Source organism: Arcobacter siniprincipis (SeqCode) (assembly GCF_048571125.1).
Classification (GTDB): domain Bacteria; phylum Campylobacterota; class Campylobacteria; order Campylobacterales; family Arcobacteraceae; genus Arcobacter; species Arcobacter siniprincipis.
Genome location: NZ_CP182343.1, coordinates 979,821 through 1,005,383 on the forward strand (window position 1 = coordinate 979,821; position 25,563 = coordinate 1,005,383).

The 25,563-nt window shown below is 28.6% G+C and carries 24 protein-coding genes; 4 read left to right on the top strand and 20 right to left on the bottom strand.

Annotated elements, in window-relative coordinates:
• Positions 1-7 precede the first annotated feature (7 nt).
• Together ACNI3D_RS04940 and ACNI3D_RS04945 are read left to right on the top strand one after the other, a co-directional pair.
• On the top strand, positions 8-2,092 hold the full coding sequence (locus ACNI3D_RS04940) for a TonB-dependent siderophore receptor (protein WP_419768455.1): 2,085 nt from the start codon (positions 8-10) through the stop codon (positions 2,090-2,092).
• Positions 2,046-3,671, top strand: coding sequence for an alpha/beta hydrolase-fold protein (locus tag ACNI3D_RS04945; protein ID WP_419768456.1), 1,626 nt, complete (start codon positions 2,046-2,048; stop codon positions 3,669-3,671). Before ACNI3D_RS04940 ends, ACNI3D_RS04945 begins: the two co-directional genes overlap by 47 nt.
• A gap of 50 nt (positions 3,672-3,721) precedes the next feature.
• Here ACNI3D_RS04945 and ACNI3D_RS04950 read toward each other — a convergent pair whose 3' ends face one another.
• The 16 genes from ACNI3D_RS04950 to ACNI3D_RS05025 all read right to left on the bottom strand — a co-directional run bounded on the left by ACNI3D_RS04950 (position 3,722) and on the right by ACNI3D_RS05025 (position 18,643).
• Positions 3,722-3,913 (bottom strand): sodium-dependent tyrosine transporter, encoded by a 192-nt coding sequence (locus ACNI3D_RS04950; RefSeq protein ID WP_129101490.1) that lies wholly within the window; start codon positions 3,911-3,913, stop codon positions 3,722-3,724.
• A gap of 48 nt (positions 3,914-3,961) precedes the next feature.
• Positions 3,962-4,984, bottom strand: coding sequence for an energy-coupling factor ABC transporter ATP-binding protein (locus ACNI3D_RS04955; protein WP_419768457.1), 1,023 nt, complete (start codon positions 4,982-4,984; stop codon positions 3,962-3,964).
• Positions 4,981-5,676 (bottom strand): ABC transporter permease, encoded by a 696-nt coding sequence (locus ACNI3D_RS04960; RefSeq protein ID WP_129101488.1) that lies wholly within the window; start codon positions 5,674-5,676, stop codon positions 4,981-4,983. Before ACNI3D_RS04960 ends, ACNI3D_RS04955 begins: the two co-directional genes overlap by 4 nt.
• Positions 5,677-5,701: 25 nt before the next feature.
• A complete protein-coding gene (locus tag ACNI3D_RS04965; RefSeq protein ID WP_419768458.1) occupies positions 5,702-6,520 on the bottom strand; it encodes an ABC transporter substrate-binding protein in 819 nt (272 codons plus the stop codon).
• A gap of 12 nt (positions 6,521-6,532) precedes the next feature.
• Entirely contained in the window at positions 6,533-7,780 is a 1,248-nt protein-coding gene (locus ACNI3D_RS04970) for a molybdopterin molybdotransferase MoeA (protein WP_419768459.1), read from the bottom strand.
• Positions 7,781-8,773 (bottom strand): cysteine desulfurase, encoded by a 993-nt coding sequence (locus ACNI3D_RS04975; RefSeq protein WP_419768460.1) that lies wholly within the window; start codon positions 8,771-8,773, stop codon positions 7,781-7,783. It lies immediately after the preceding gene.
• Positions 8,766-9,143 carry a winged helix-turn-helix domain-containing protein gene (locus ACNI3D_RS04980; RefSeq protein ID WP_129101484.1) on the bottom strand — a complete coding sequence of 126 codons (378 nt, stop codon included), beginning with the start codon at positions 9,141-9,143 and terminating at the stop codon, positions 8,766-8,768. Before ACNI3D_RS04980 ends, ACNI3D_RS04975 begins: the two co-directional genes overlap by 8 nt.
• Positions 9,127-9,555, bottom strand: coding sequence for a ModE family transcriptional regulator (locus ACNI3D_RS04985; protein ID WP_129101483.1), 429 nt, complete (start codon positions 9,553-9,555; stop codon positions 9,127-9,129). Before ACNI3D_RS04985 ends, ACNI3D_RS04980 begins: the two co-directional genes overlap by 17 nt.
• Positions 9,548-10,339 (bottom strand): formate dehydrogenase accessory sulfurtransferase FdhD, encoded by a 792-nt coding sequence (gene fdhD / locus ACNI3D_RS04990; protein ID WP_129101482.1) that lies wholly within the window; start codon positions 10,337-10,339, stop codon positions 9,548-9,550. The genes ACNI3D_RS04985 and fdhD overlap by 8 nt, the downstream gene beginning before the upstream one ends.
• A gap of 86 nt (positions 10,340-10,425) precedes the next feature.
• Positions 10,426-11,304, bottom strand: coding sequence for a formate dehydrogenase subunit gamma (locus ACNI3D_RS04995; protein ID WP_129101481.1), 879 nt, complete (start codon positions 11,302-11,304; stop codon positions 10,426-10,428).
• A 145-nt stretch (positions 11,305-11,449) separates the two neighbouring features.
• Positions 11,450-12,421 (bottom strand): cytochrome b/b6 domain-containing protein, encoded by a 972-nt coding sequence (locus ACNI3D_RS05000; RefSeq protein ID WP_258238715.1) that lies wholly within the window; start codon positions 12,419-12,421, stop codon positions 11,450-11,452.
• Entirely contained in the window at positions 12,411-13,025 is a 615-nt protein-coding gene (gene fdh3B, locus ACNI3D_RS05005) for a formate dehydrogenase FDH3 subunit beta (protein ID WP_419768461.1), read from the bottom strand. Before fdh3B (ACNI3D_RS05005) ends, ACNI3D_RS05000 begins: the two co-directional genes overlap by 11 nt.
• 10 nt (positions 13,026-13,035) lie before the next feature.
• Positions 13,036-15,858 (bottom strand): formate dehydrogenase subunit alpha, encoded by a 2,823-nt coding sequence (locus tag ACNI3D_RS05010; protein WP_258238714.1) that lies wholly within the window; start codon positions 15,856-15,858, stop codon positions 13,036-13,038.
• Positions 15,859-15,874: 16 nt separating this feature from the next.
• Positions 15,875-16,087, bottom strand: coding sequence for a Tat pathway signal protein (locus ACNI3D_RS05015; RefSeq protein WP_129101478.1), 213 nt, complete (start codon positions 16,085-16,087; stop codon positions 15,875-15,877).
• Positions 16,088-16,185: 98 nt separating this feature from the next.
• Positions 16,186-16,956 (bottom strand): TorD/DmsD family molecular chaperone, encoded by a 771-nt coding sequence (locus ACNI3D_RS05020; RefSeq protein WP_419768462.1) that lies wholly within the window; start codon positions 16,954-16,956, stop codon positions 16,186-16,188.
• Positions 16,943-18,643, bottom strand: a complete 1,701-nt coding sequence (locus ACNI3D_RS05025) for a 4Fe-4S dicluster domain-containing protein (protein WP_129101476.1) — start codon at positions 18,641-18,643, stop codon at positions 16,943-16,945. The genes ACNI3D_RS05020 and ACNI3D_RS05025 overlap by 14 nt, the downstream gene beginning before the upstream one ends.
• A gap of 151 nt (positions 18,644-18,794) precedes the next feature.
• Here ACNI3D_RS05025 and ACNI3D_RS05030 point away from each other — a divergent pair, with 151 nt between their 5' ends.
• On the top strand, positions 18,795-19,940 hold the full coding sequence (locus ACNI3D_RS05030; protein ID WP_129101475.1) for an ABC transporter substrate-binding protein: 1,146 nt from the start codon (positions 18,795-18,797) through the stop codon (positions 19,938-19,940).
• A complete protein-coding gene (locus ACNI3D_RS05035) occupies positions 19,940-21,523 on the top strand; it encodes a sensor histidine kinase (RefSeq protein ID WP_419768463.1) in 1,584 nt (527 codons plus the stop codon). Before ACNI3D_RS05030 ends, ACNI3D_RS05035 begins: the two co-directional genes overlap by 1 nt.
• 84 nt (positions 21,524-21,607) lie before the next feature.
• Here ACNI3D_RS05035 and ACNI3D_RS05040 read toward each other — a convergent pair whose 3' ends face one another.
• From ACNI3D_RS05040 to fdh3B (ACNI3D_RS05055), 4 genes are all read right to left on the bottom strand, one after another.
• Complete coding sequence (locus ACNI3D_RS05040) at positions 21,608-22,312, bottom strand: TorD/DmsD family molecular chaperone (RefSeq protein WP_419768464.1); 705 nt, start codon at positions 22,310-22,312, stop codon at positions 21,608-21,610.
• Entirely contained in the window at positions 22,309-23,988 is a 1,680-nt protein-coding gene (locus tag ACNI3D_RS05045) for a 4Fe-4S dicluster domain-containing protein (protein ID WP_419768465.1), read from the bottom strand. The genes ACNI3D_RS05040 and ACNI3D_RS05045 overlap by 4 nt, the downstream gene beginning before the upstream one ends.
• A gap of 65 nt (positions 23,989-24,053) precedes the next feature.
• On the bottom strand, positions 24,054-24,947 hold the full coding sequence (locus ACNI3D_RS05050; RefSeq protein ID WP_419768466.1) for a formate dehydrogenase subunit gamma: 894 nt from the start codon (positions 24,945-24,947) through the stop codon (positions 24,054-24,056).
• Between the two features lie 13 nt (positions 24,948-24,960).
• A complete protein-coding gene (fdh3B, locus tag ACNI3D_RS05055) occupies positions 24,961-25,563 on the bottom strand; it encodes a formate dehydrogenase FDH3 subunit beta (RefSeq protein ID WP_419768467.1) in 603 nt (200 codons plus the stop codon).

Sequence of the window (25,563 nt, forward strand, 5' to 3'; positions counted from 1 at the left end):
AGATTAAATGATTTTTTCTAAAAAATCGTTACTATCATTTGCAACAATAATTGCATTAAGTAATACTTTGCTTGCAAGTGACAAAATAAATGAAGACAGTACCTCATTGGGTTCAGTTGATGTTGTATCAAATAGTGATGATGTAACAGAGCATAGTAATTCATATACTATAGGTTCAATGTCTTCTGCAACAAAAATGAATCTTTCAATCTTGGATACTCCTCAAAGTGTATCTGTTATAACGCAACAGCAAATGAGAGATTTTGATTTAAATACAATAAATGAAGTATTAAATAATACTACAGGAATAGAAGTAGAACAACTTGAAAGTGATAGAACAAGATATACATCAAGAGGTTTTAATATTACTAATTTTTTAGTAGATGGAGTAGGTTCTAGCAATAATGGCTATATTTATGGTGATATGGATATGTTTCTTTATGATCATATTGAAGTTACAAGGGGAGCAACTGGACTTACAAGTAATCATGGAGATCCTTCTGCTACTATTAATATGGTTAGAAAAAGACCGACTAAAGAATTTCAAGCAAGTACCAAATTATCAGGTGGCTCTTGGAATAAAAGAAGAGTAGAAGGTGATGTTTCAGGGGCTTTAAATGAATCTAAAACCATAAGAACAAGAATCTTAGCAGCGTATGAAAAAGCAGATTCTTATTTAGATAGAAGAGATACTAAATCAACTGTTTTATCTGCAATGATTGATGGAGATATTAATGATAATAATACTTTAACTTTCGGATTAACAAGAGTTGAAGATAAAAATAATGGTTCTCAACATGGAGGATTTGATAGTCGTGAGTTGCAAGAAAAGAAATATGACATATCTATAAATCCAAGTTCAGATTGGTCATATCGAAATACTACTACAACTAATGCATTTTTAGAATTAGAATCAACTTTATCAGATAAGTGGAAGCTCAAATCAACTTATTCTTATAATAAAAATGAACAAGATAATGATGTGGCAAATTTAGATCCAGGTAAAGTTTGGGCTAATATATATGCTGATGATGAATACAAAACAAATTCATTAGATTTTACTTTAAATGGAGCATATTCTTTATTTGACAGAGAGCATGAAATTGTTTTAAATACAAATTATACTAAACAAAAATATAAAGGGAAAGGATTAAGAGAAGTAACAAAATATCCTGTAAATTTAAGTACATGGGATGGTTCAACGCCTCCTAGAAATTATGACCCTTCAACAGTTGAAAATACAGATTATACACAAAAAGAGTTATCTTTTACAGCAGCTACAAATTTTCATATAGTTGATAATTTTAGTTTATTAGTAGGTAGTAAAATAGCAAATTTTGATGAAGAAGGAACGGCATGGAACGGAGCATATAGTAAAAAAGATACTCAAGTTTTAACTCCTTATCTTTCTTTAGTTTATAAAATAACTGATGATATATCTACTTATGTAAGTTATACAACAACATATAATCCTCAAAATAATAGTGATGAAAGTGGAACTCAGTTGGATGCAGAAGAGGGTATTAATTATGAAGTTGGATTTAAATCTTCATTTTTTGATGGAGCTTTAAATAGTTCTTTTGCTTTATTTAAAACAGAAAAAGAAAATGTTGCAGAAGAAGCTGGTAAACGAGCTAATGGTGATAGTTATTATAAAGCTATAGATGGAGTTACAAGTAAAGGATTTGAAATAGAAGTTTCTGGTGATATTAATGATACTATAAACACTTCTGTTGGTTATACAAACCTTTCTATTAAAGATGCTAATAAAAAAGATGTTACAAGATATATTCCACGAAGAATGTTAAATGCTTCCCTTACTTATTCTCCTAAAGAAATTGCAGGTTTAAAAGTTGGTATATCAGCAAATTGGAAAAGTAAAGCGCATGATAGAAAATATGAAGATGTATCACAAAAAAGTTATACAATTTATAATCTAATGTCAAGTTACAAAATCAATAAAAATACAAATATATCTTTTAATGTAAATAATGTAACTGATGAAAGATATTTTTCTTCTTTAATGAAAGGTGGCTATACAATGTATGGAGCACCAAGAAGTTATGGAGTGTCACTTGAATATAGATTCTAGAAAAATAAAAAGAAGTTTTATCTTCTCTTTGATTTGTATTGTATTTCTTAGTTCATCATTATTTGCACTATCAAAACCTATTGTTTTAGAAGAGAAAATAAAAGCCCATAATGAAGTCTTATTTCCTTTGGATTTAAAAAAAGACTCATATATTATAGGTGGTTTTACTTTAAGTGCTAAAGTTGATAGAATTGAATTATTAGATAAAAATAAACATTTTGTAAGAAGATTAGATCAACTTAATAAACTTCAAAGTAGGTTAATATTTGTTACAAATGAGTCTGGTAAATATTACATAAACTTAAAAAATAAATCAAAAGATAATATTTTTAAATTAAGCATAGATAAGATTTTACCTGTAAAATTCAAAGAGAATAAAAAAGTAGAAATAATAAGTGAAATAATCAAAAAAGAAAAAAAGAACCTTTTAACAAATAAAGATACAAAAATGTTTTGGGAAAAAATTAGAAAACTAGGAACACCATTAGTGGAACCAATAAATGAAAGTGAGTCTATCTTAACATTTTTATATCAAGGTGCAAAACACAATGTACGATTATTTGGTGGACCAACTCATGAACATGTTTATTTTGATAGATTAGAAAATAGCGATATTTGGTTTAAGAGTTTTGTAGTTAAAAATGGTATTAGAATGTCATATCAAATCGCACCGGATGTTCCTATTATTGATGGAAGTAGTCGAGAAAAAAGAATGGCTATTTTAGCAACATCTCAAATGGATCCTTTAAATAAACATCCTTATAAGATGACAAAAGATTTAAAGCTAGATAAATATATGACTAATTCAACTTTTGAAATAAAAGATAAAAAATATAAAGACTGGGCAATAAAATCAAATAGTCCAAAAGGTTCAGTTGAAAATTACAAAATCAAAAGTGAAATATTAAATAATACTAGAAATATCAGTATTTATAAACCAAAAGGTTTCAATCCAAAAGAAGAATATAAATTGCTTTTTGTATTTGATGGTGTTGAATATCAAGTAAAAGTTGATACTCCTACTATACTTGATAATTTAATCTATGCAAATAAAATTAAGCCAACTATTGCTATTTTTATTGATAATCCAACAAGAAATTCAAGAGCTTTAGAATTGCCTTCAAATAAAAAGTTTGCAGATTTTATGGCAAAAGAATTACTACCTTTTGTTGAAGCAAAAACAAATATGAAATTTAAAGCAAAAGATACAACTTTGACAGGTTCTAGTTATGGTGGTTTAGCTTCTGCTTTTGTTGCTTATACTTATCCCCAATATTTTGGAAATGTTTTAAGTCAGTCAGGTTCTTTTTGGAAAGATTCTAACAATGACCCTGAACCAGAATGGTTAACACGACAAATTGCTAAAAGTAAAAAGAAAGATATCAGATTTTATTTAAATGCTGGTGTTTATGAGACAGGATATTTTTCAATAGATATTTTAGAAAGTAATAGACACTTAAGAACAGTACTTGAATCAAAAGGTTATGATTTTATATATAAAGAGTTTCAAAATGGGCATGATTATTATGCTTGGAAAGTTAATTTAGCTGATGGTTTAATATCTTTATCAAAAGATTAGATTAAATAAAAAGAGATAAAAGAGACCTTTTAAGAGGGCTCTTTATCATACTATTTAGCTGAATATAGTAAGTCTTCAAGCCACTTTGTAGCATCTTCTATATTTTCAAATCTTTTAGATTTTGCAACTTGGTCTTGTCCCTCATAAAATCTAACTCTAATCCCATCTTCAACATGATCAATCTTAGTTCTAGTGATCTTATCTAGATTTAAATGTACTCTTTCATTTAACTTTATAAACATTTTTTTCCTTTTGGTAAACTATTTTTTATAATTATACATAGTTATATATTAAATCCAACAAATATTTTCAGTAGAGATATTTATATAAATCTTATCCCCTGGCAATAATCTTTGTGTTTCCATATCTTTTCTAGAAATTTTACAATTAAAAGGAATACTTGCAATAAAAAACTCAATTAAAAGTAAATCTCCATCTTCTTGTTGATGTATTGAGTTAATAACCCCTTTTAATGTTTCATCTGTAATCATATGTTCACAATCTGTTCTACATATTTTTATGTAATCAGAATTTATCATTACAACAGAATCTCTTTTTTTATCAAATGAATTTTTAATAGTTAACTTTTGTCCATCACTAAAATTTTTCACTAGATTTAAATCTTCATCTTTTTCCCAAGGTGAAAAAAGAAGATTAACACTACCACTTTCCACTACATTTCCCTGAAAAAGAGCTATTTTTTTATCACAAATATTATTTAACCAATGGTTGTCATGACTTGAGATTAAGATAGTTGTATGCCATTTTTGTTTTGCTGATAATATTGCTTCTTTTATAAGTTGTGCTGAATTTGTGTCTACTCCTGAGGTTGGTTCATCAAGTATCAAAACTTTTGGCTTTAATATAAGTCTTGCAGCTAAAGCAACTCTTTGTGCTTCTCCCCCTGATAATTGACTCCACTTTCGTGTACTAAACGAACTTTCAAGTCCAACTAAAGATAAAGCTTCATTTACCTTTTTTTCTAAATTTTCTGTTTGGTCTCTAAGTCTTATTCCATAAGCGACATTTTCAAAAACAGTTCTTTTTAAAAGGTATGGATTTTGAGGTACCATTACAATATCTTTTTTGGTTTCCACATCAATCTTGTTATTTATAATACCATTAAAAAAGATATTTCCACTACTTGGCTTATCAATAAAAGATAAAAGAGAAAATAGTGTAGACTTTCCACTTCCATTTGGTCCAAAGAATCCTATTATTTGATTATCATTTAGTTTTAGATTCTCAATGTAAAGTACTTTTTTATTTTCATAATATTGCTCAATATTTTGAAGTTCATATAAGTGTTTCATTGAGTCCATTTCCTTTTCAATTGAGATAGTGCTATATTTACAATTAATGCAACTGCAAATAGAACTAATCCAAGTGCAATACCTGTCACAAACTCACCTTTACCCGTTTCTAAAGCAATTGCAGTTGTTACTGTTCTAGTGTGGTATTTGATATTACCACCAACCATCATAGAAATACCTATTTCTGTAATAATTCTTCCATAAGCTGTCATTGCTGCTGTCATAATTCCAAATCTTGCTTCAACAAGTGTTGCAGTTAATATTTGAAAAGAGTTTGCACCAAGTCCTTTAAGAGAGGTATAAAGTCTTTTATCTACTGCTTCGACTTGTGTTGCAGTTAAAGCTATAATAATAGGCAAACCAAGAACTATTTGACCAATTATTATGGCTTTTTGTGAAAAAAGAAGACCATATTCCCCAAATGGACCAACACGAGAAAGCATTGTATATGCAACTAATCCAATTACAACAGTTGGTAATGCCAATAGGGTATCCACTATAGTTCTAATAACTGCTTTTCCAAAAAAGTTGTAATACCCAAGGGCAAAGCCCAAAGGTAAGCCTATTAGTAAACTAATAAATAAAGACCAAGATGATACAGTTATTGTTGTACTAATAGCAGAGTAAACACTTTCGTTTCCTGCTACTAGTAACTCTACTGCCTCTTTGAAACCATCACGGAATAGATTCATTCTACTTTTTAACCCTTACTTTAATTTATTTATCTGCATTAGGAATAAACAGTGCTTGTCCTAATAATCTAAAATCAGCGATTACTTTTTGAGTTTCAGGTTTAGTTACCCAACTTGTGAATTCTGTTGCAAGTTCTGGTTTAACATTTGGACATTTTTCTTTGTTGATTGTTATAACTGAGTATTGGTTAAATAAAGTTTTATTACCTTCAACTACAACTTTCATTGTATTTTTATCACCTGTTTGTGACATATACTTAATCCAAGTTCCTCTATCTGTCATTGTATATCCATTTTTTTCAGCAGCCATATTGATAGTTCTTAACATACCTTGACCTGTTTGTACATACCAATTTGATTCAGCTTTTGCATCAACATTTGCATTTTTCCATAAAGATAACTCTTTTTTATTTGTACCTGAGTTGTCTCCTCTTGAAAAGAATTTTGCTTCCTTTGTTTTTATAACATTAAGTGCATTATCAGGGGTCATACCTGATACTTGTGCTGGATCAGATTTTGGTCCAATAATTACAAAGTCATTGTACATAACTTGTTTTCTATTAATTCCATATCCAGTAGCTACAAATTTTTTCTCACTAGCAGGTGCATGTACAAATAATACATCAACATCGCAGTTGCTTCCCATTTTAAGTGCTTTACCAGTTCCTGTTGCAACCCATTTTAGTGTTGTACCTGTGTCTTTAGCAAATTTTGGAGCTAAATAATCTAAAAGTCCTGTATTATCTGTACTTGTTGTTGTAGCCATCATAAGTGAATCTTTTGCAAATAATGAAGATGCTATAATCGCGCTTAATCCTAGTGTAAATAATGTTTTTTTAATCATATTGTTTCCTTTTTAGTTAAATATATTAATTTGTGTATTTTGTAATTTTTTATTGAATTCTATTACTCTAATCTCTTGATTTTCACTTATTAATGATGTGGAATCATTAGTAACTAAAATTGTGTTACTCTCATAAAGTGCTGTAATCATTCCTGATCCATATTTGTTGTTTCTTGTCACATAAAACTTCGCATTTTTAATCGTTCCTAATACTATATTTACCCTCCCTTTTTTAGTTTTAAATTCTGTTTTATTTTCAGCTTTTGATATATCATGGTAGTATTCATTTGCTCCTTGTAGTTTTTTTAACATAGGAATTACAAATAAATATATATTTACCATTGCTGTAAGTGGATTACCTGGCAAACAAATCACTACTGTTTTATCCATTTTCCCCATCATAATAGGTCTACCTGGTTTTATATTTACACCATGAAAAGCTGTTTCTAAACCATTTTGTAAGAATGCCTCTCCTACAAAATCAGCATCCCCCATTGAAATACCGCCTGTTGTAATTATTACATCATAGCTTTTTAGATTACTGATATATTCTTTTGATTTTTCTAAGTTGTCAGGAACTACACCACAATAAGTGGCATCAAATCCTTTTTCTTTTAGTTGAGAAATTAAAGCAAAAGAGTTACAGTTATATATCTCTTCTTCATCTGCATTTTCCCAAGGTTCTTTTATCTCATTTCCTGTTGAAACAATGGCGATAGATATTTTCTTATAAACTTCAACCATAACAATACCTTGAGAAGCTAAAAGAGTAACATGAGATGAATTTATCTCTTCTCCTTTAGTAAAAAGAATATTTCCTTCTTTTTGTTCTTCTCCTTTTAATCGTAGGTTTGACCCTTTTTTTATATCTTGAGGAACGGAAACACTCTCTTTTGTTACATTAGTACAATTTTCTATTGGAATAATAGTATCAGCATCACTTGGAACTTTTGCTCCTGTCATGATTTTATAACATTCATTATCTTTTAATGACTCTTTTACTTTTTCATTTTTATCACCTGCAAAAATCACTTTGTTGATTTTTAATGTTTTGCCTGCATCAGCAAACTTTATAGCAAAGCCATCCATAGCAGAGTTGTCAAAAGAGGGAAGGTTCTTTCTACAAATAATATCTTTTGATATTATTCTTCCTAAAGAAGATGAAAGAGGTACTATCTCTACTTTAGAAATTTTATTTACCAATTCTAAGCTTTTTGAAAAAGCTTCTTCAAAGTCTAAAAAGTTTAATTTTTGATTCATTTATTTTCCTTCATTTAAAACTTTTATTTGTCTATATTTTTTTGCTAGTTTTTTAACTATTTTTTCAACTTCTTCTTTAGTATATTCTCTATCAAAACTAAATGAAATAGAGTTTCGGCTAGTTGTTTCATCATATCCCATAGCTTGGATGATTCGTGAAGGTTTTGAAAGACCTAACGAACAGCCTTCACCATTTGTAATATGTATATTATCTAAGGCTAAGGTTCTTATTAATTCTCTTGCTTTTATTCCTTTAAGTGCAAAATGTAAAGAATAGGGTAGAGTTAGTTTATTATCTACAAAAAAGTAGATATCATCTTTTAAAACTTCTTTTAGATTTTCTTCAAATAGTTTTTTTGATGTTTCATTAAAAGTTTGATTTCTCAAAGCTTCATATATTAAATCAACTGCTATTGGATTTGTAAAACCTATTGATTTTTCATCAAATAATTCATCATCAAAAAGTATTACTCCATCAAATGAAAAGCCAGCAAGTTTATAACAATCAAAATATATAGCATCACTAGTTTTATCAATAGCTACACTTGCATTTGAGATTATTTTTGTTTTGGATAAACTTTTTATTTCTTCAAGGTTTATTTTGACAAAAGTATCCATTACATATGAAGATATAAAAGCAAAATCAATCTTTATATTTGAAATATCTTTTATATTTAGTGTGCCATTTTTTTGTAAATTTATCCAAGTTAATTTAAACCCTAATTCTTCAAACTCTTTTCCAGCTTCTACTAAACTTTGTGTTTCACCAACAGAAATAGCTATTTTACCTTTTTTATTTAATTGAATTAATAGGTCTAAAAATCCAGCTTTACAAAAAGAAAAAGTATTTAATCTAGAAAAATTATATTTTCCTAAAAATTCTTTCTCTAAATTTAAGTATTCAATATTATCACTTAGAATATTCAATTTTAATTCATCTCTAATATGGAAATTTTGCATATTATTATATTGCAAAATATTTAGTTTATGCATTTGTATTTTCCTTTGTGCTAATAATTTTATCCTCTTTTAGAATAAATAGTTCATTAAATCTTTTTTGAGCAAACTCTTTTATATCTTCATCAAGAGTTTTATACAAGTTTACTAATTCTTTAGCTTTTGGGGTTAGTTTAGTGCCACTACCTTCCCCTCTACCTTTTTGTGTAATAACTAAATCATCTTCTATATAATTCTCTAAGATTTTTATATGACTCCATGCTTTTTTGTAATTCATACCTACTTTTTGTGCAGTTTTTGAAATAGAACCTGTTAAGTCAATGTATTCTAATATTTCAGTTTTCCCACTTCCAAAAATAAGGTTTTTATTATCATCCTCAATCCAAACTTTAACTTTTATGTTCATTTTTTAAACCTTTCTTTTCTCTAAAGCATCCAAGTTGACAATGTGTAACTTCAATATCAGAATTTTTTACAGTAGAACCTACTGTTTTAAGTGTAGATTTTTGTGCTTCATCCCATAAAACTTTGCACTCTAAAGTTTTATGTCCCATATAGTTTTGTTTGATTCTGTTGTATACATTTATATTTGGATCTTTAAATTTTAGCTTTCCAAAAACTCCAAGCTCACAATTTGTAATTTTTATACCTAAGCTTTTTGTAATAGCAGACATCTCCATTGGTTTTCTTCCTATTTTTCTTGCCACTTTAAAAGCTTTTAGACAAGAGAGTTTCCCCTCTTCATCTAAGTTTGTATATAGAAACTCTTTTTGAGTATCATCAAGTTGTATATTTACTTTATCATCTATACTAGACATCTATTCTCCCACTATGAGTATATAAATTCATCTTTTTACCTCTAGCAAAACCAATTAATGTAAGTCCATGTTTATGAGCTGTTTGGACTCCAAGATAAGTTGGAGCTGTTCTTGAAACTATAATTGGGATTTTATGCATAACAGCTTTTGTAACCATTTCTGAACTTAATCTTCCTGATACAAAAAGTATAGACTTTGTTGTATCTAGTTTTTGAAGTTTACATTTCCCCATAACTTTATCAATTGCATTATGTCTTCCAATATCTTCTGCTGTAATAGTTGATCCTTCAAGCAAATAAATCATAGCTTTGTGTACACATCCTGTTAAATTATAAAGTTCACTCTCTTGATAAAACTTTTTAACTTCTGTATAAATAGTTTCAGGTTTTATTTTAAAAGCAGTTTGATTAAAGGGTATTTCTAAACTGCCTTCAATATTGCCAGTGACTCCACCACCACAGCCACTGACTAATGTTTTTTCTTTATATAAGTTTTGTAAAGAATTTTGGTCAATTTTAGCTTTTATGTCAACTCTTAAGCCATCTTTACTTACTTCTAAAACCTCAATATCATCTATACTTGATATAACATTTTCACTCATCAAAAAACCAATTGCATGAGCATCTTGATCTTTTGGTATAGTCATCATTGATATGGCTTTTTCTCCATTTAAAAATAGATTGAGACGTGCTTCTTCTATAGTCACATCTTCGAATTCATGAGCTTCATTTTCTATAAGTTTGTCAATTATTACTGTTTTTAAATATTTTGTGTTGTCATCCATATCTTTTCCTTAATATGCGAAATATGCATATTTTAAATTATCAAAACTAGTGAATGCTGTTATTCACTAGCTTTGAATATTATACTTTATTTTTTTAATTTTTTATAAAAAATACTATGAAGTATTTCTACTTCTTCTTCTTCTTTATATCCTGTAAACATGCTATGAATAGCACCTTTTATTGCAAATACTGACATGTAAACATGTGTAAAGAATAAAGCTACCATTAACATTCCCATTACATTGTGAAGTATTACGCTAACTCTCAATACATCAATTTGCATAATTCCCCATGATCTTAGTACTGCAATATGAAAATCTTGAAAATACATTATTGCACCTGTGATAATCATTAAAATACCACCAGCTGTACAAGTCCAAAACCACATTTTTTGTCCTGCATTAAATTTTCCTGCAGGAATAGGGTCTTTTCTTTTATTTAGGTATCCACCTAATATCTTAATCCATTGTATATCTGCTGCAATAGGTAACATTTCTTTGAACCACATTATAAGCATTGGAACAACTGCAATTGCAAAAACAATTGTTGAAACAGCATGTAACTCTTTACAAACTCTAACAAATTCTCCACCATGGAAGAAACTTCCAAATACCATTACCAAACCAGTTGGTATTAGCACTAAAAATGATATTCCTGCTAACCAATGTATTGTTCTATGAAAGAGAGTGAAAATAAAAATTTTCTTTCTATCATGTGAAAATATCATAGGTCCAATTATTGTATAATGAATAAAAAATACAACAGGAACACCAAAAGAAATAGCTAAAAATATAACAGAAAAATACTTAGCTTGCAAAATTGTAAAAATCATTGCTAAGTCTAAATTTCCTTCTTTTCCTTGATTTATTATATTAATTAATAAATCTTTCCCATAAATTGCACTATCTGCATTTGCATAAGTTGCAAATAGTAAAATAAAAAATGTCAACAAACTTTTTTTCATGAATCTCTCCTCAAAAATTCAATAAAACTTTAGTCATAAAAAAAATCTTATCAACTTATTAATTCAAATAAATTAAATAGCATAATAATATTTTGTCTTCAAACTATAATAATATAAATTTAATATAGTAAATAAGCTATCAAGCTTATTTACCTTCTATTTTTAATGTTTTATCTTCCAATAAAACATCGGGTCTTAACTGTTCTAGGTATTCAACTGGTAACTTACCAGTAATAACACCAGGAATGTATCCTTTTACAGATACAAAATAAGAGTAAATGGTCTCAAATGTAAAAAATGAAATAATTGCACTTCCCATAAAATGGAAGAAAAGAATAAATCTTTTTACTTGTATTGTTTGTGCATAAGTTGAAGCATCTGGAAATAAATACCAAATGATAAAACCACTTACAACCAATATTGAACCAAATGCTACAAACATGTAGTAATTGATTCTATCCATATGCTTATATTTTCCTCTTAAGAAAATCTTATTCCAAATTTTTCCACTAGGTCTAATAAAATATTTGTGGTCCTTAAAGGCTATTATTGTCATACAAAGCCATATTGGAATCCACCCAAGTCCTATTACCTCATGAGTTGCTCTCATCATTCTTGCGATATATCCACCACCTGTCCAGTTTCCAAATGTAATTGAAAACCCAGTGATAAATAGATAAATCATAAATAAAATATTTAAAAGAATTACAATTCTTTGAAAAATCGAATAAACTTGTATTTTTTCATTTTCTCTTGTAATTTTTGCTTGTTTTCTGCCTTTTGCTACAATGAACATCGTAAGAAATAGAAAAAACTCTACTGTAAAAACTATAGGTAGTAGATGTTGTCTCTCTTCAAATGCTCTTATAACTTCTGGTGCTATGGCGTCATACTTTGGTCCAAATAATCCTACTTCCATTTGTTGATAATGAGTTAAACTCTCAAAAGGAACAACTTGTCCTGTAAAATTACCTTGTGCCATTTGTAATAAAAACTGATATACATAATTTATATCCGCTATCGTTGCTAACCAAAAATACCAATATGTTAAAAGGATGAATAATAAGCCTATTCCTAAATAGGCTTTATATTCACTTAGAAAACTTTTATTTTCCATACGCTTTATCCCAACCATAAGGCATAGACTGTACTCCATGACCAAATGATAGTACTCTTTCTCTGTATATATCTGCTATAGATTCTGAATCACCAACTAATAGTGCTTTTGTAGAACACATTGCTGCACAAACAGGAACTTTACCTTCAGAAATTCTATTTTGACCGTAAAGTTCTCTTTCGTGTTCACTATTAGTTTCATCAGGACCACCAGCACACATAGTACATTTGTCCATTACACCTTTTGTACCAAATGCCCCATCTTTAGGGAATTGTGGTGCTCCAAAAGGACATGCATATAGACAATATGAACAACCGATACATTTATCTTTATCATGTAAAACGATTCCATCTTCTCTAATATAGAAACAATCTACAGGACAAACTTGTTCACAAGGTGCATCTGTACAGTGCATACAAGCAATAGATAAAGAAAATTCTAAACCTTGCTTACCTTCATTAACTGTTATTACTTTTCTTCTAGAAATCTCAACTGGTAACTCATGCGCTTCGGCACAAGCAACAGAGCAACCATCACAATGAATACATCTGTGTTCATCGCAGTAAAATTTCATTCTTGAAAAATCTACATTATTACTACTCATGTTACTTCTCCTACGCTTGTTCTATCTGACATAATCCACCTTTTGTTTCAGGAATTTGTGTAACAATGTCATAACCGTAGTTAGAAACAGTATTTCCACTTTCCCCAATTGCATAAGGTGCAGTTCCATCAGGATATTTATGTAATAAACTTTCACCTTCCATAACACCAGCAAAGTGTATAGGAATAAATACTCTATCAGGACTAACTGAATAAGAATAGTGAGCTTTTATTTTAATCTTAGTTCCTTGAGGTGAATGAATCCACATCATTGAACCATCTCTAATACCATATCTACCAGCTAAATCTGGATTAATATCACAGAACATCTCTGGACTTAATTTAGCAAGATATTTACTTGCTCTATTTTCCATACCTGCACCATTTAAGTTAACAAGTCTTCCTGTAATTAAGTTAATTGGGAAATCTTTCGCCCAATCTTGCTTACTTTGCTCAGAAATATATCTTGTATCAACTCTCCAGTGATTTGGTTTATCTGCAAAACTTGGATATTCTTTTGTTAAATCTGTTCTTGGTGAATGTAATGGTTCTCTATGTTTAGGAATTTCATCTGCCCATCCCCAAACTTTAGCTCTCGCTTTAGCATTTCCATAAGGAGCAATTCCAGCTTCCATACATTTTTCCGCAATAATATTTGATGTATCAACTTTCCAGTTTTTACCAATTTTAGATTTCTCTTCAGCTGTTAACTTGATTTTTAATACTTCTTCAATATTATCTTTTGTAATTTCTGGGTAACCATCTTTATTATTTGAATCTTTAGGTGCACTCCCTTTACCTGCAAGTAAATCTACACCATCATGTTCTAATCCAAATCTATTTCTGAATCCCATACCACCTTCTTTTACAGATCTGTTTATATTATATAAAACAGGACTTCCAGAATGTGATGTTGTCCAACAAGGCCATGGTAAACCATAGTACTCACCAGTCATTTCTCCATAACCTCTACCTGTAACTTGATCAAACATGTGCCAATTTTTTTGATGTTTTTTCAATCTATCAGCAGTCCAACCAGTTAATCCAATAGTTTTAATTGTTCTTGCTATCTCATTAGTTGCATCTTCAGGCCAAGTAAAGTCTTTACCTTTTCCCATTCCAGCAACAAATTGATCATAGAATCCAAATCTTTTTGCAAGTTCAAATAAAATATCTTGATCTGCTTTACACTCATACATTGGTTCAACAACTTTGTCTCTCCATTGAGCTGATCTATTTGTAGCAGTTAATGAACCTGAAGTCTCAAATTGAGTAGTTGCTGGTAAAATATAAACATCATTTTGTTTATCAGTTATAATAGCACCTTCATTTACGAAAGGATCACAGAACACTGCAATTTCCAAATTATCAATTGCTTCTTTTACTTTTTTTGTTTGAGCTGTTGATGTAATACCATTACCCATAACAACTAAAGCTTTTAATCTTGTACCTGCATTATGAATTGCATCTTCACCTGGATTTTCACCTAAAACACCAGCCCACCATCTAGCTAAAGAGAAACCTTTTTTACCCATCCAAGAAGCATCTTTAAATCGACCTTGTAGCCAATCAAAATCTACACCCCAAGCATTAGCAAAATATTTCCATGAACCTTCAGATAAACCATAATATCCTGGTAATGAATCAGCTAAACAACCAAAGTCAGTCGCACCTTGAACATTATCATGACCTCTTAAGATGTTTGTTCCACCACCTTCTAGACCCATGTTTCCAAGAGCAAGTTGTAAGATTGGAGCCATTCTTGTATTTGATGTTCCATTTGAGTGTTGAGTTAAACCCATAGCCCAAATTAATGTTCCTGGCGTACTTTTTGCATATAATTTTGTAATTTGTACAATTAAATCTGCTTTTACACCTGTAACATCTGCAACTCTTTCAATAGGCCAATTCTTAGCTTCTTTCATGATTTCATCCATACCATAAACTCTATCATTAATAAAGTTTTTGTCATGCCAACCATTTTCGAAAATAATTTTTAACATTCCATACATAAATGGAATATCAGTCCCTGGTCTAATTTGTGCATATAAATCTGCTTTTGCAGCAGTTTTAGTAAATCTAGGATCTATTACAATAATTTTTGCGTTATTTCTCTCTTTTGCTTTTAAAAAATGTTGAAATCCAACTGGGTGGTTAACCGCAGGATTCGCTCCAAAAATTATAATCGCTTTTGCGTTTTGAATATCTCCTAAAGAATTTGTCATAGCACCATAACCCCATGTATTTGCCACACCGGCAACTGTTGAGCTATGTCAAATTCTAGCTTGGTGATCTATATTATTAGTTCCAAACATTGCAGCAAATTTTCTGTAATAATAAGCTTGCTCATTATTGAATTTTGCTGAACCTAAAAACATTGTTGAATCTGGTCCATCTTTTTTTCTTAAATCTTCAAGTTTTGAAGCAATACCGTCTAAAGCCTCATCCCAAGTGATTCTTTTCCATTGACCATCTTTTTTCACCATTGGATGTTTAAGTCTAACTTCTGATCTAACCATATCAATCATATCTGCACCTTTACAACAGTGCCCTCCAAGTGATACAGGGTGATCTTGAGCGACTTCTTGTCTTACCCACACACCATTTTGAACTTCTGCTATAACACCACAACCTACAGAACAAGCAGTACAAACAGATTTAACCATTTTTGAACCTGGAAAAGGATTTTTAATCTCTTCTTCAGTTGCTTTTCTTGTAGCTGTAGTACTTGCAAAAGATGATGTCACTCCAAATGCAGTAGCAACTGCAGCCATTTTCATAAATGACCGTCTACCTACTTTTGCATTTAGAGATTCATATGTATTTGCTGACATACTATACCCTTATATACTATCTTGCGTTCTTGTAATATTCTTCCCAAGCCGCAGTTTTTTTGTAAAGAATCTCTTTATTTCTAGATTCTCCCACAACAACACCATTATTACTATCATCTTGACCTGATGATTTGCCAGTAGCAGCCAATACAGTAGTACCTGTAACAGCTACAGCACCCGCAGTAATCATTGCAGTTTTTTTTGCAAATTCTCTTCTGCTTTTTTGCACGACTGACCTCCTTATAGAAATTAAGCCCCTTTATTAAGAGACTTTATAAAAAGAGTTAAACTCTCTTTATAAAATCTCTAAAAAAGGAAAAAGCTTTTTTAGACTTCTGTTTCAGAAGCAGAGACATTATCTATAGGACAACTCTCTTCTTTTTTTGGCCCTAAAGCTTTAAGAGCTTTGTTTTTTGCTCTTCTTTCTAATTCTGCTTCAGAGATTTCTTCAACTTCAACTTTTTTAATAATTCTTTCTTTTTTAGGTGCTTTTGAAACATCTAAATATAGTCTTTCAAAGGCAATAAATGAGTGTAAAACTATTATTACTTCTTTGAATATTTTCGAACTATTATGTTCAAAAACATCTTTTGCAAACTCTTCTATAAATTCATTTATAATTTCTGCAAAGATACAATGAACAGTATTTTCATACTCTTTTTCACCATTTGCAATTGCATCACATAATGAAGCCATCAATGAAAAAATAAAAGCTACTGAATCTTCATATTCAAAATAGTTTTTTTCATCTCGTCTTAATTTTGTTTTTGCAACGAATTGAATCATTTCAACTCTTTTTTTACCAGATTCAACACCTTCATCATAGTATGATGCAGTTATTCTTACTTTTTTTGTCAAAGGATTATGAAATAAATCATCATATTCTTGAACTAAAGCTACATTAGAAGTAGGGTCTAACATTTGGGAGATATTATTCAATGCTTGACCAGACTCTGCATCTAATGGATTCTCTTTTAAAATATTTATTAATCTAACCAATTCAAAATAGTTTTCACTTTTTGTGCTTACAAAAAAGAAGTTTTCGAATAGATTGTAATAAAGAGCTCTTGCTTTATTTACAGTTTTATTGTCTTGCATCATTTTGTCCTTCATTTTTTTTATCAAAATAACTTTGCATCATTATTTTTGGTTTACAATCAGCACAGCAGTATAAACTTCTCTCCTTTACTGGATCACTTGAGAAAATTGGACCCATTATTCCTGCTATTTTCTCAATTGATTTTGTTGTGGCAAACTCTTTTCCGCACTCAACACAGGCAAAAAGAGTATCTTTTGCTAAGATGTTTTCTTTAAACCAAGTAGGCTCTAAATGAATTACATCTCTTTCAATTGTTAAACAATCAGCTTCTGGGCATGAAACTTCACAGTAACCACATGATGTACATAAACTTGGATTTAATCTTAAAGTATTATCAGTGGCATCTGCTTGTAGTGCATCTACATTACATGCACCAACACAAACTAAACATAATGTACAGTTTGCTTCATTTACTTTTACAAGTCCATAATGTACATGTTCGCCTGTTTTAACAACACCTAAGTTATCTTCACCAACTATTTTTTGTAATCTATGTGAAAAGATTTCTCTTTTTTTAAGTTCATCTTGATTGAAATTAAAATAAGAACCTTCTATAAAAGATACTTCTTCTAATGCAATAATTAGTTCTTCCTCATTTGCTGCAACAATAATTGCATCTTTTGCATATTTTTTTTGATAAATATCATTTAATATTCTAATTGAATCACCAGTTCCTTTTGAGATAAAATCAGTATAAAAGACAACTTGAGAACCTGACATTTGAAGAAGTGTTAAAAGTGTTTCTTCATGTAAGAATTTTTCACCTTCTATTGCAAAAGGTAAAACATCTTCTTTTAATGGAACATCTAAATTATCAAGTTCCATTTTTGAAGGAAGAATTAAAGGATATTTATTTTTAAAGAATTTACTTAATTCATAAATTGATTCTTTATTTGATGGAGCATAATCTAGTGCTCCACTTGGACAAACAGATATACAACCACCACAACCATGACAATCAATCTGTGAAAATTCTAAGGTTTTTGTTTTGTCATCTTTAACAATGGCAACGGTTGGACAAACTTCTTCACATTTGCTACAAATTTCTTCTCTTCTTCCATCATATTGACAGATGTTTTTATCATAAGTAGTAAACTTTTTATATGAGTATGAAGTAATATTATCTTTTAGAGTATTTATTATATTTTCTAATGAAAATTTATTTGGGTCAAAAGTTCCACTTTGTTTTAATCCTTCTTCTTTAGCATCAAACCAAACTATTTGAGAGACATTTAAAGTTACATCTTTCCCTTCATCATCAACTACAACACTTAAGTTTCCAATATGTCCTGATATTGATTTTAATATATCTTCTTTTATATAAAAAAGATTGAAATCTTCATTTAAAGTTTTTGCAACAAAATTATCATGGTCTTCTTTGTTATTAGCTATTAAAAGAATATCTTTTGATATTTCTTGGTCATAAGAAATATCTTGTGCAAAATCATATTTTGTTGCTGCTATTTCATAAAGTTTTGATACATTTTGGATTTTTTCTGATAAGTTATCTTTTGAATTTTTAATGTAAAAATCAACTTCTTTTGCTGTTAATTCACTATTTATAAGGTTTGTATTTGATATTAAAAATGATTTATCTTGAACTTCATTAAGATCAGTTGTTACTAGTATTTCATCACTAACTGGAAACTCAAGTCCATTAGGATTGTAATAAATAAATTCTTGCATAAACTATGCCCTTTGGTAAAATATATTTTACCTAATTTTAGTTATTTACAATTAAATTTAACTTAAAAGGTAAAATATAATTTAACTTTTTAATATTGGGTGTTACTTTATGGTAAAGCTAATTTTTTTAATTATTTTAGTAAACTTTTGCATGATTAAAAGAATTCCTATAATACTATTTATACTTCTTATTTGTTTTTATTATTTTAAAGATGAAGTCTTTACAAAAAATACCATAGTAGTAGGTTCTTCATTGCCTAAAACAGGAATAATTAAATCTTGGGGTGAGTCTGTTATTGTAGGTGCAGATGTTTATTTTAAATATGTCAATGAAAAAAAACTATTAGGTAATAATAAAATAAAGTTTATAACCTATGATGATAAGTATGAACCAGAACTTACTAAGGATAATACTAATAAATTAATTTATGAAGATAAAGTCTTTGCCTTATTTGGTTTTGTTGGTACTCCTACTATTAAAAAAATCTTGCCAATTATTTACGATGAAAATATACCTTTTATTGCTCCTTTTTCCGGAGCATCATTTTTAAGAAATAATCAAAACGAAAATTTCATTAATTTTAGAAGTTCTTATAAAGAAGAGATTGAAGGTTTGCTTTATTATTTACATGATAAAAGAGATTTAAGAAAGATTGCTGTTTTTTACCAAAATGATGATTATGGAGAAGAGGGTTATATTTCACTTTTAAAAAGTTTGAGAAGTAGAAATTTATCTTTAGCAGCAGAAGGTTCTTATAAAAGAAATACTTTATCAATTACACATGCTTTTAATGAGATAAAAGATGCTAAACCAGATGCAATTATTATGATTGGTTCTTATCAAGCCAATGCTTTATTTGTAAAAAAAGCTAAAGCTAATAAAAACTTTAAAAATACAATTTTTTGTAATATCTCATTTGGTGATGCTAATGCAATGGTAAAAGAGTTGAAAAATTATAATTTAGATACTAAAGATTTAATATTTTCTCAAGTTGTTCCTAGCTATACAGATACTTCTATTCCAATAATAAAAGAGTATCAAACTTTAATGAAAAAATATCATCCAGAAGCTGAGTTGGGATTTATTTCTCTTGAATCATTTTTAGCATCTAAAGTTTTAGTTAATGCTATATCTAGAATAAAGGGTGAGAGAACAAGAGAAAAGTTAATTTCTTCTTTACAAAGTACTCCAAGTAATCTTTTAAAAGGTATTCCTTTAAAGTTTAAAGGTTCCCAACTTTTAAATAAAACTTATTTTTTTCAATTCAAAAAAAATAAGTTTGTTGAGATAAAATAATGAAAAATATATTTTCAAAAATAACAAATTATTTTGATAAGTTAAGCTTTTCATATAAAACTTATTTTTTAATTTTTATTATTGCAAGTGGAATGATTTGTATAGTCTTGTTATCTCAAATCTCTATTTTTATTATAAAGGAAGACTTTGATAAATTTTTTAATAAAAGAACAATCTCTTTAATAAAACTAGAAAATATAAAAGATACTTACGTAATTAATATACAGGATACCCTAAGAGAATTGGATAGCGGAAATCTTAATTTTAAACAAGCCGATGAAGTATTAATTTTGGGAAAACAAATAATTAGAAAGAATTGGGAATTATATAGAATACAAAGTGCTTTAAATACAGATGAGATGATTACTTCTTTTATAAAAAAGTTTATAATATCAAGAAGTAAAGATATAGATAGTGAACTTTTAAAAAATAATATTATTAAAAATATAAATACAAAAATGTCAAGTATTGAAAGTGCTTTAAATAGTATCCATACTAAACCTAATTCTGAGCAATTAGATGATTTAAATTTAGATATTAATTCCATATCGATATATATAACAAGTTTGATAAACTATGATTTATCAATTGCAATAAATGAAAAAAATGATACTCAAAAAGTATTTAATACTATTATTATTTTTTCTATTATTTCAATATTTTTAGTTTTTGTATTTTCCATACTTTTATCAATTTTTGTTACTAATGATTTTAAACAATTAAATGATTCGCTAGAAAAAAATGTTGATGAAAAAACTAAAGAGTTAATAACTTTAAATGAACTTTTAGAGAAAAAGATTTCAAAAGAAGTTCAACAAAATAGAAAGAAAGATATTATTATGTTTCAACAAGCTAGATTTGCAAGCTTAGGTGAGATGCTTAATAATATAGCTCATCAGTGGAGACAACCTTTAGGGTCAATTACAATGATAGTGCAGAGTTTTCAAACAAAAATGCAATTAGGTAAATTGACTGATGAGTTTATTGATGATAAAGTAAATGATGCTTTATTACTTGCTAATAATATGTCAAATACTTTAGATGATTTTAAAAACTTCTTTTCACCTGATAAATCTAAAATAAAATTTGATATAGAAAAGTGTATTGAGCACTCAATTGAGTTATCAAAATATCTTCTTTCAAAGGAGAATATCAAGATTGAACTTATAATAAAAGATAAAATTACTTTAAATAGTTTTTATAATGAGATTTCCCATGTATTTTTAAATATTATTTCAAATTCAAAAGATGCTTTATGTTCTAATGTTGATAAAAATGATAGAATTATTAAAATTATGGTTAGTAAATATAAAAATAGAGCAATGATTAATATGTTAGATAATGGAGGTGGAATTCCTCCAGAAATCGTTCCAAAAATTTTTGAACCTTATTATACAACTAAATACAAAAGTGCAGGTACGGGAATAGGGCTTTATATGTCAAGACAAATTATTGAAAAACATATAAATGGTTCAATTAGTTATAAAAATATTGTACATAAAATTAAGGACAATAAAAACTATAATTGCTCACTTTTTACAATAAAAATACCAATAAATGATGAAGACAAAAACGCAGAATAAAACTTAAGTATTTTAAAAGGGTTTGTAAATAAAAAATTTGTTTAAATATGCTTTTTTGCATATTTAAACTTTAAAAGAAATCTATTAAAGACTTGTAACTTCGTCAAAATTTCTTTTTGCTCTTTTTACGAACTCTTTTCTTTTTTTATGAAATAACTCATGTTGAGTTCTTTTTTTATGTTCTTTAGGTTTTTCTACATTTAATAATGCTCTTTCTAATTCAATAAAAACTTTTAATAATATTGCACTGTTTTTATAAAAATCACTCTCTTCATGTTTATAAACATCATCAATAAATAAATCAATAAATCCATTTAAAATATTTGAAAAACACTCTAAAACTAAGGGGTTTTCAATGTTTTTGAAATCTTCTTCGATTAGTTTTTGAATAAAGTTCAATATAAAACAGATATGATCTTCTGCATCTTTAAAACTTATTGTATTTTTTCTGAAAGTTGATTTTAATACTATATTAGTCATTTCAACTCTTTTTTTGCCATCATCTCTATCTTCATTATAATAAGAAGCTGTTACAGGGATATAACTTGTACTTGGACTAAAGAAAACTTGATTGTTTTCTTCTTTTAATCCATGAAAACCTTTATCTTTTAAAAATTCATTCATTTTATTTAATGCTTCTTTACTATGTTCATCAATTGGACTACTTGATAATAGTTCAATTATTTTTTCTATATTTTTATACTCTTTATTATCATCTATAAATGAAAATAATGAACAGAACAATCCATAATAGATTGCTCTTGCTTTATTTAATTCTTCAGTTTTCATACTCTTTGATTCCTTATTTCATCATTTGCAAACATAACTTTTGGTTTACAATCTTCACAGCAATATAAAGTTTTTTGTTTTATAGGATTATTTGCAAAAATTGGAGACATTATAGTTGCGATTTTTTCTACTGCCTTTTTAGTTGCAAACTCTTTACCACATTCAGTACATGCAAAAAGTTCATCTTGAGCTACTACTCTTTCTAAAAACGACTGGCTATTTAATTCAATTATATCTTGCTCAATTGTTAAACAATCTTTTTCTGGACATGAAAGTTCACAATATCCACATCCCGTACAAATTAATGGATTTAATCTTAGTGTATTATCTTCTGGATATGCCTTAAGGGCATCGACATTACAGGCTCCAACACATGATAAACATAAGGTACAGTTATCTTGATTTATATTTACTTTTGCATAATGAACATTTTCACCAGTTTTAACAATACCTAAATCATCATTTCCCACAAGAGATGATAATCTAACAGCAAAAGCTTCTCTTTTCCTTTCATCTTCTTGATTATATGAAAATGTAGAACCATCAATTAAATCAACTTCTTCTAAGGCTTGTGATAACTCATCTTCATTTATTGCTACATATATAGCTTTTTTGCCATATTTTTTAGTATAAATATCATTTAAAATTCTAATAGCATCTGTACTTCCTTTAGATAAGAAGTCAGTATAAAATATAACTTGAGAACCACTTTCTTGTAGAATTGTTAAGAATGAAGTTTCATGTAAAAACTTTTCTCCATCTATTTTAAAAGGAAGTACATTTTCTTTTAGTGTTATATTTAATTGTGAAAGATTTATCTTTTGGGGAAGAATTAAAGGAATATTACCTCTAAACTTTTTTGCCATTTCATATATAGAATTTCTATTAATTGGGGCATAATCAAGCGCTCCAGAAGGACAAATTGAAATACATCCACCACATCCCTGGCAATCAATTTGTGAGAATTCCAAATGTTTTTTTTCATCAATTTTTATAATTGCAGTAGTGGGACATACTTCTTCACATCTTCCACAAACTTCTTCTCTTCTTTCATGATATTGACATATATTAGCATCGTATGTAATGAATTTTTTATACTCATACTCTTCAACATTTTTTCTTAAAACACTTAGCACTTCATCAATAGAAGATCCTTTTGGATCAAATCCTCCACTTTGTCTTAATCCTAATTCTTTAATATCAAACCATACAATTTGATCAACTTTTAAAGTGACATCTTTTCCCTCATCATCCACAATAACTGTTAAATTACCAATATGACCAGAAATTGATTTAATTATATCTTCACTTATTCTAAACATATCAAATTCATCTGAGTCTGTTTTTGAAATAAATTCTTTTGAATCATCATCATTTGCAATTAATAATAATTTATTTCCTATTTTTTGTGTATAAATGACATCTTGAGCATTATCAAATTTAACTGCAGCAATTTCATAAAGTTTATGAACATTTTGTATTTTTTTTGAAATCGAATCTTTTGTATTTTTAATATAAAAATCAATTTCGTCAGCACTTACTTCGCTATCTACTTCAGCACTATTTGAAATTAAGAATTTAATATCCTTTGTTTTCTCTATATCATTTGTAACAAATATACTTTCAGATAAAGGGAAATCCAACCCATCAGGGTTATGATATACAAACTCTTGCATATTTAGCCTTTCTTTTATAAATATAAGAAAAAAACCTCTCAAAAAAGAGAGGAATTTTAAAGTTTTTAAAGTTTTTTATCTTTTTTAAGTTCTTTGTAAAAAGTACTATGAAGAATTTCTACTTCTTCTTCTTCTTTATAACCACTTATTATGCTATGAATTGCACCTTTAATTGCAAATACTGACATATAAATATGTGTCATAAATAATGCTGCAACTGCAAATCCTAATATATTATGAATAATTGCACTTGCTCTTAATAAATCAATTTGTGTTAATCCAAGTGAGGCTATAAATTCTATTTTAAAATCTTGGAAAAACATTATTGCACCTGTGATTATCATTACGATTCCACCAAATGTACAAATGTAAAACCACATCTTTTGTCCAGCATTAAATCTTCCTGCTGGAATAGGGTCTTTTCTTTTGTTTAAATATCCACCAAGTATCATCATCCATTTTATATCATCACTTGTTGGAAGCATATCTTTAAACCACATCATTAGCATAGGAATTACTGAAATCACAAATAGTATTGTTGCTATTGAATGGACATCTTTACAAAATCTTATAAATTCTCCACCACCTAATGTTGTTCCAAATACGATTGCAAATCCTGTTGGGACAATTAAGATAAATGCTATTGCTGCTATTGTGTGTATTATTCTATTAAAGATAGAAAAAACATAAATTTTTTTTCTATCATGAGAAAAAATCATTGGTCCTATAATTTTATAGTGTATAAAAAAGACTGTTGGTACTCCTAATAATACGCCTAAGAATATAGGTTTAAAATATGTGCTTTGTAATAAAGTAAACCATTTACCTAAATGTAAAGATCCTTCTTTATCATATGCTAAAATATTTGGAATTAAATCTTTCCCAAATATTGCACTTTCACTGGCAAATGCCAGTGAACTTAGTGCTAAAAAGATTATTAATATATTTTTTAGTTTCATATTAACTCTTTCTTTATGATTTATATGCTGAACTCCATGCTCTTGTTGTCGCAGCATGGTTATGTCCTCTTGATAGAACTCTTTGTCTAAATATTTCAGAAACTTTTTCTGAGTCTCCTACTAATAATGCATTTGTAGAACATACTGCTGCACACATTGGTACTTTACCTTCTGCTATTCTATTTTGTCCGTAAAGTTCTCTTTCGTGTTCACTGTTTGTTTCTAATGGTCCTCCTGCACACATTGTACATTTATCCATTGCTCCTTTTGCTCCAAATGCTCCATCTCGTGGGAATTGTGGTGCTCCAAATGGGCATGCATATAAACAATATCCACATCCGATACATTTATTTTTATCGTGTAGTACTATTCCATCTTCTCTTATGTAAAAACAATCCACAGGACATACTTGTTCACATGGTGCATCTGTACAATGCATACAAGCTATTGATAATGAATATTCTAAATTTTCAATACCTTCGTTTAATGTTATTACTTTTCTTCTACTTATACCTGTTGGTAGTTCATGTGCTTCGGAGCAACCAACTGTACAAGCAAAACACTCAATACATCTATCTTCATCACAATAGAATTTCATTCTTGCCATTTCTCTCAT

Bases quoted from the DNA above. Each gene is read 5' to 3' on its own strand.
- ACNI3D_RS04940 (WP_419768455.1), top strand. From the start codon at position 8: ATGATTTTTTCTAAAAAATCGTTACTATCATTTGCAACAATAATTGCA.
- ACNI3D_RS04945 (WP_419768456.1), top strand. From the start codon at position 2,046: ATGGAGCACCAAGAAGTTATGGAGTGTCACTTGAATATAGATTCTAGA.
- ACNI3D_RS04950 (WP_129101490.1), bottom strand. From the start codon at position 3,913: ATGTTTATAAAGTTAAATGAAAGAGTACATTTAAATCTAGATAAGATC.
- ACNI3D_RS04955 (WP_419768457.1), bottom strand. From the start codon at position 4,984: ATGAAACACTTATATGAACTTCAAAATATTGAGCAATATTATGAAAAT.
- ACNI3D_RS04960 (WP_129101488.1), bottom strand. From the start codon at position 5,676: ATGAATCTATTCCGTGATGGTTTCAAAGAGGCAGTAGAGTTACTAGTA.
- ACNI3D_RS04965 (WP_419768458.1), bottom strand. From the start codon at position 6,520: ATGATTAAAAAAACATTATTTACACTAGGATTAAGCGCGATTATAGCA.
- ACNI3D_RS04970 (WP_419768459.1), bottom strand. From the start codon at position 7,780: ATGAATCAAAAATTAAACTTTTTAGACTTTGAAGAAGCTTTTTCAAAA.
- ACNI3D_RS04975 (WP_419768460.1), bottom strand. From the start codon at position 8,773: ATGCATAAACTAAATATTTTGCAATATAATAATATGCAAAATTTCCAT.
- ACNI3D_RS04980 (WP_129101484.1), bottom strand. From the start codon at position 9,143: ATGAACATAAAAGTTAAAGTTTGGATTGAGGATGATAATAAAAACCTT.
- ACNI3D_RS04985 (WP_129101483.1), bottom strand. From the start codon at position 9,555: ATGTCTAGTATAGATGATAAAGTAAATATACAACTTGATGATACTCAA.
- fdhD (WP_129101482.1), bottom strand. From the start codon at position 10,339: ATGGATGACAACACAAAATATTTAAAAACAGTAATAATTGACAAACTT.
- ACNI3D_RS04995 (WP_129101481.1), bottom strand. From the start codon at position 11,304: ATGAAAAAAAGTTTGTTGACATTTTTTATTTTACTATTTGCAACTTAT.
- ACNI3D_RS05000 (WP_258238715.1), bottom strand. From the start codon at position 12,421: ATGGAAAATAAAAGTTTTCTAAGTGAATATAAAGCCTATTTAGGAATA.
- fdh3B (WP_419768461.1), bottom strand. From the start codon at position 13,025: ATGAGTAGTAATAATGTAGATTTTTCAAGAATGAAATTTTACTGCGAT.
- ACNI3D_RS05020 (WP_419768462.1), bottom strand. From the start codon at position 16,956: ATGCAAGACAATAAAACTGTAAATAAAGCAAGAGCTCTTTATTACAAT.
- ACNI3D_RS05025 (WP_129101476.1), bottom strand. From the start codon at position 18,643: ATGCAAGAATTTATTTATTACAATCCTAATGGACTTGAGTTTCCAGTT.
- ACNI3D_RS05030 (WP_129101475.1), top strand. From the start codon at position 18,795: ATGATTAAAAGAATTCCTATAATACTATTTATACTTCTTATTTGTTTT.
- ACNI3D_RS05035 (WP_419768463.1), top strand. From the start codon at position 19,940: ATGAAAAATATATTTTCAAAAATAACAAATTATTTTGATAAGTTAAGC.
- ACNI3D_RS05040 (WP_419768464.1), bottom strand. From the start codon at position 22,312: ATGAAAACTGAAGAATTAAATAAAGCAAGAGCAATCTATTATGGATTG.
- ACNI3D_RS05045 (WP_419768465.1), bottom strand. From the start codon at position 23,988: ATGCAAGAGTTTGTATATCATAACCCTGATGGGTTGGATTTCCCTTTA.
- ACNI3D_RS05050 (WP_419768466.1), bottom strand. From the start codon at position 24,947: ATGAAACTAAAAAATATATTAATAATCTTTTTAGCACTAAGTTCACTG.
- fdh3B (WP_419768467.1), bottom strand. From the start codon at position 25,563: ATGAGAGAAATGGCAAGAATGAAATTCTATTGTGATGAAGATAGATGT.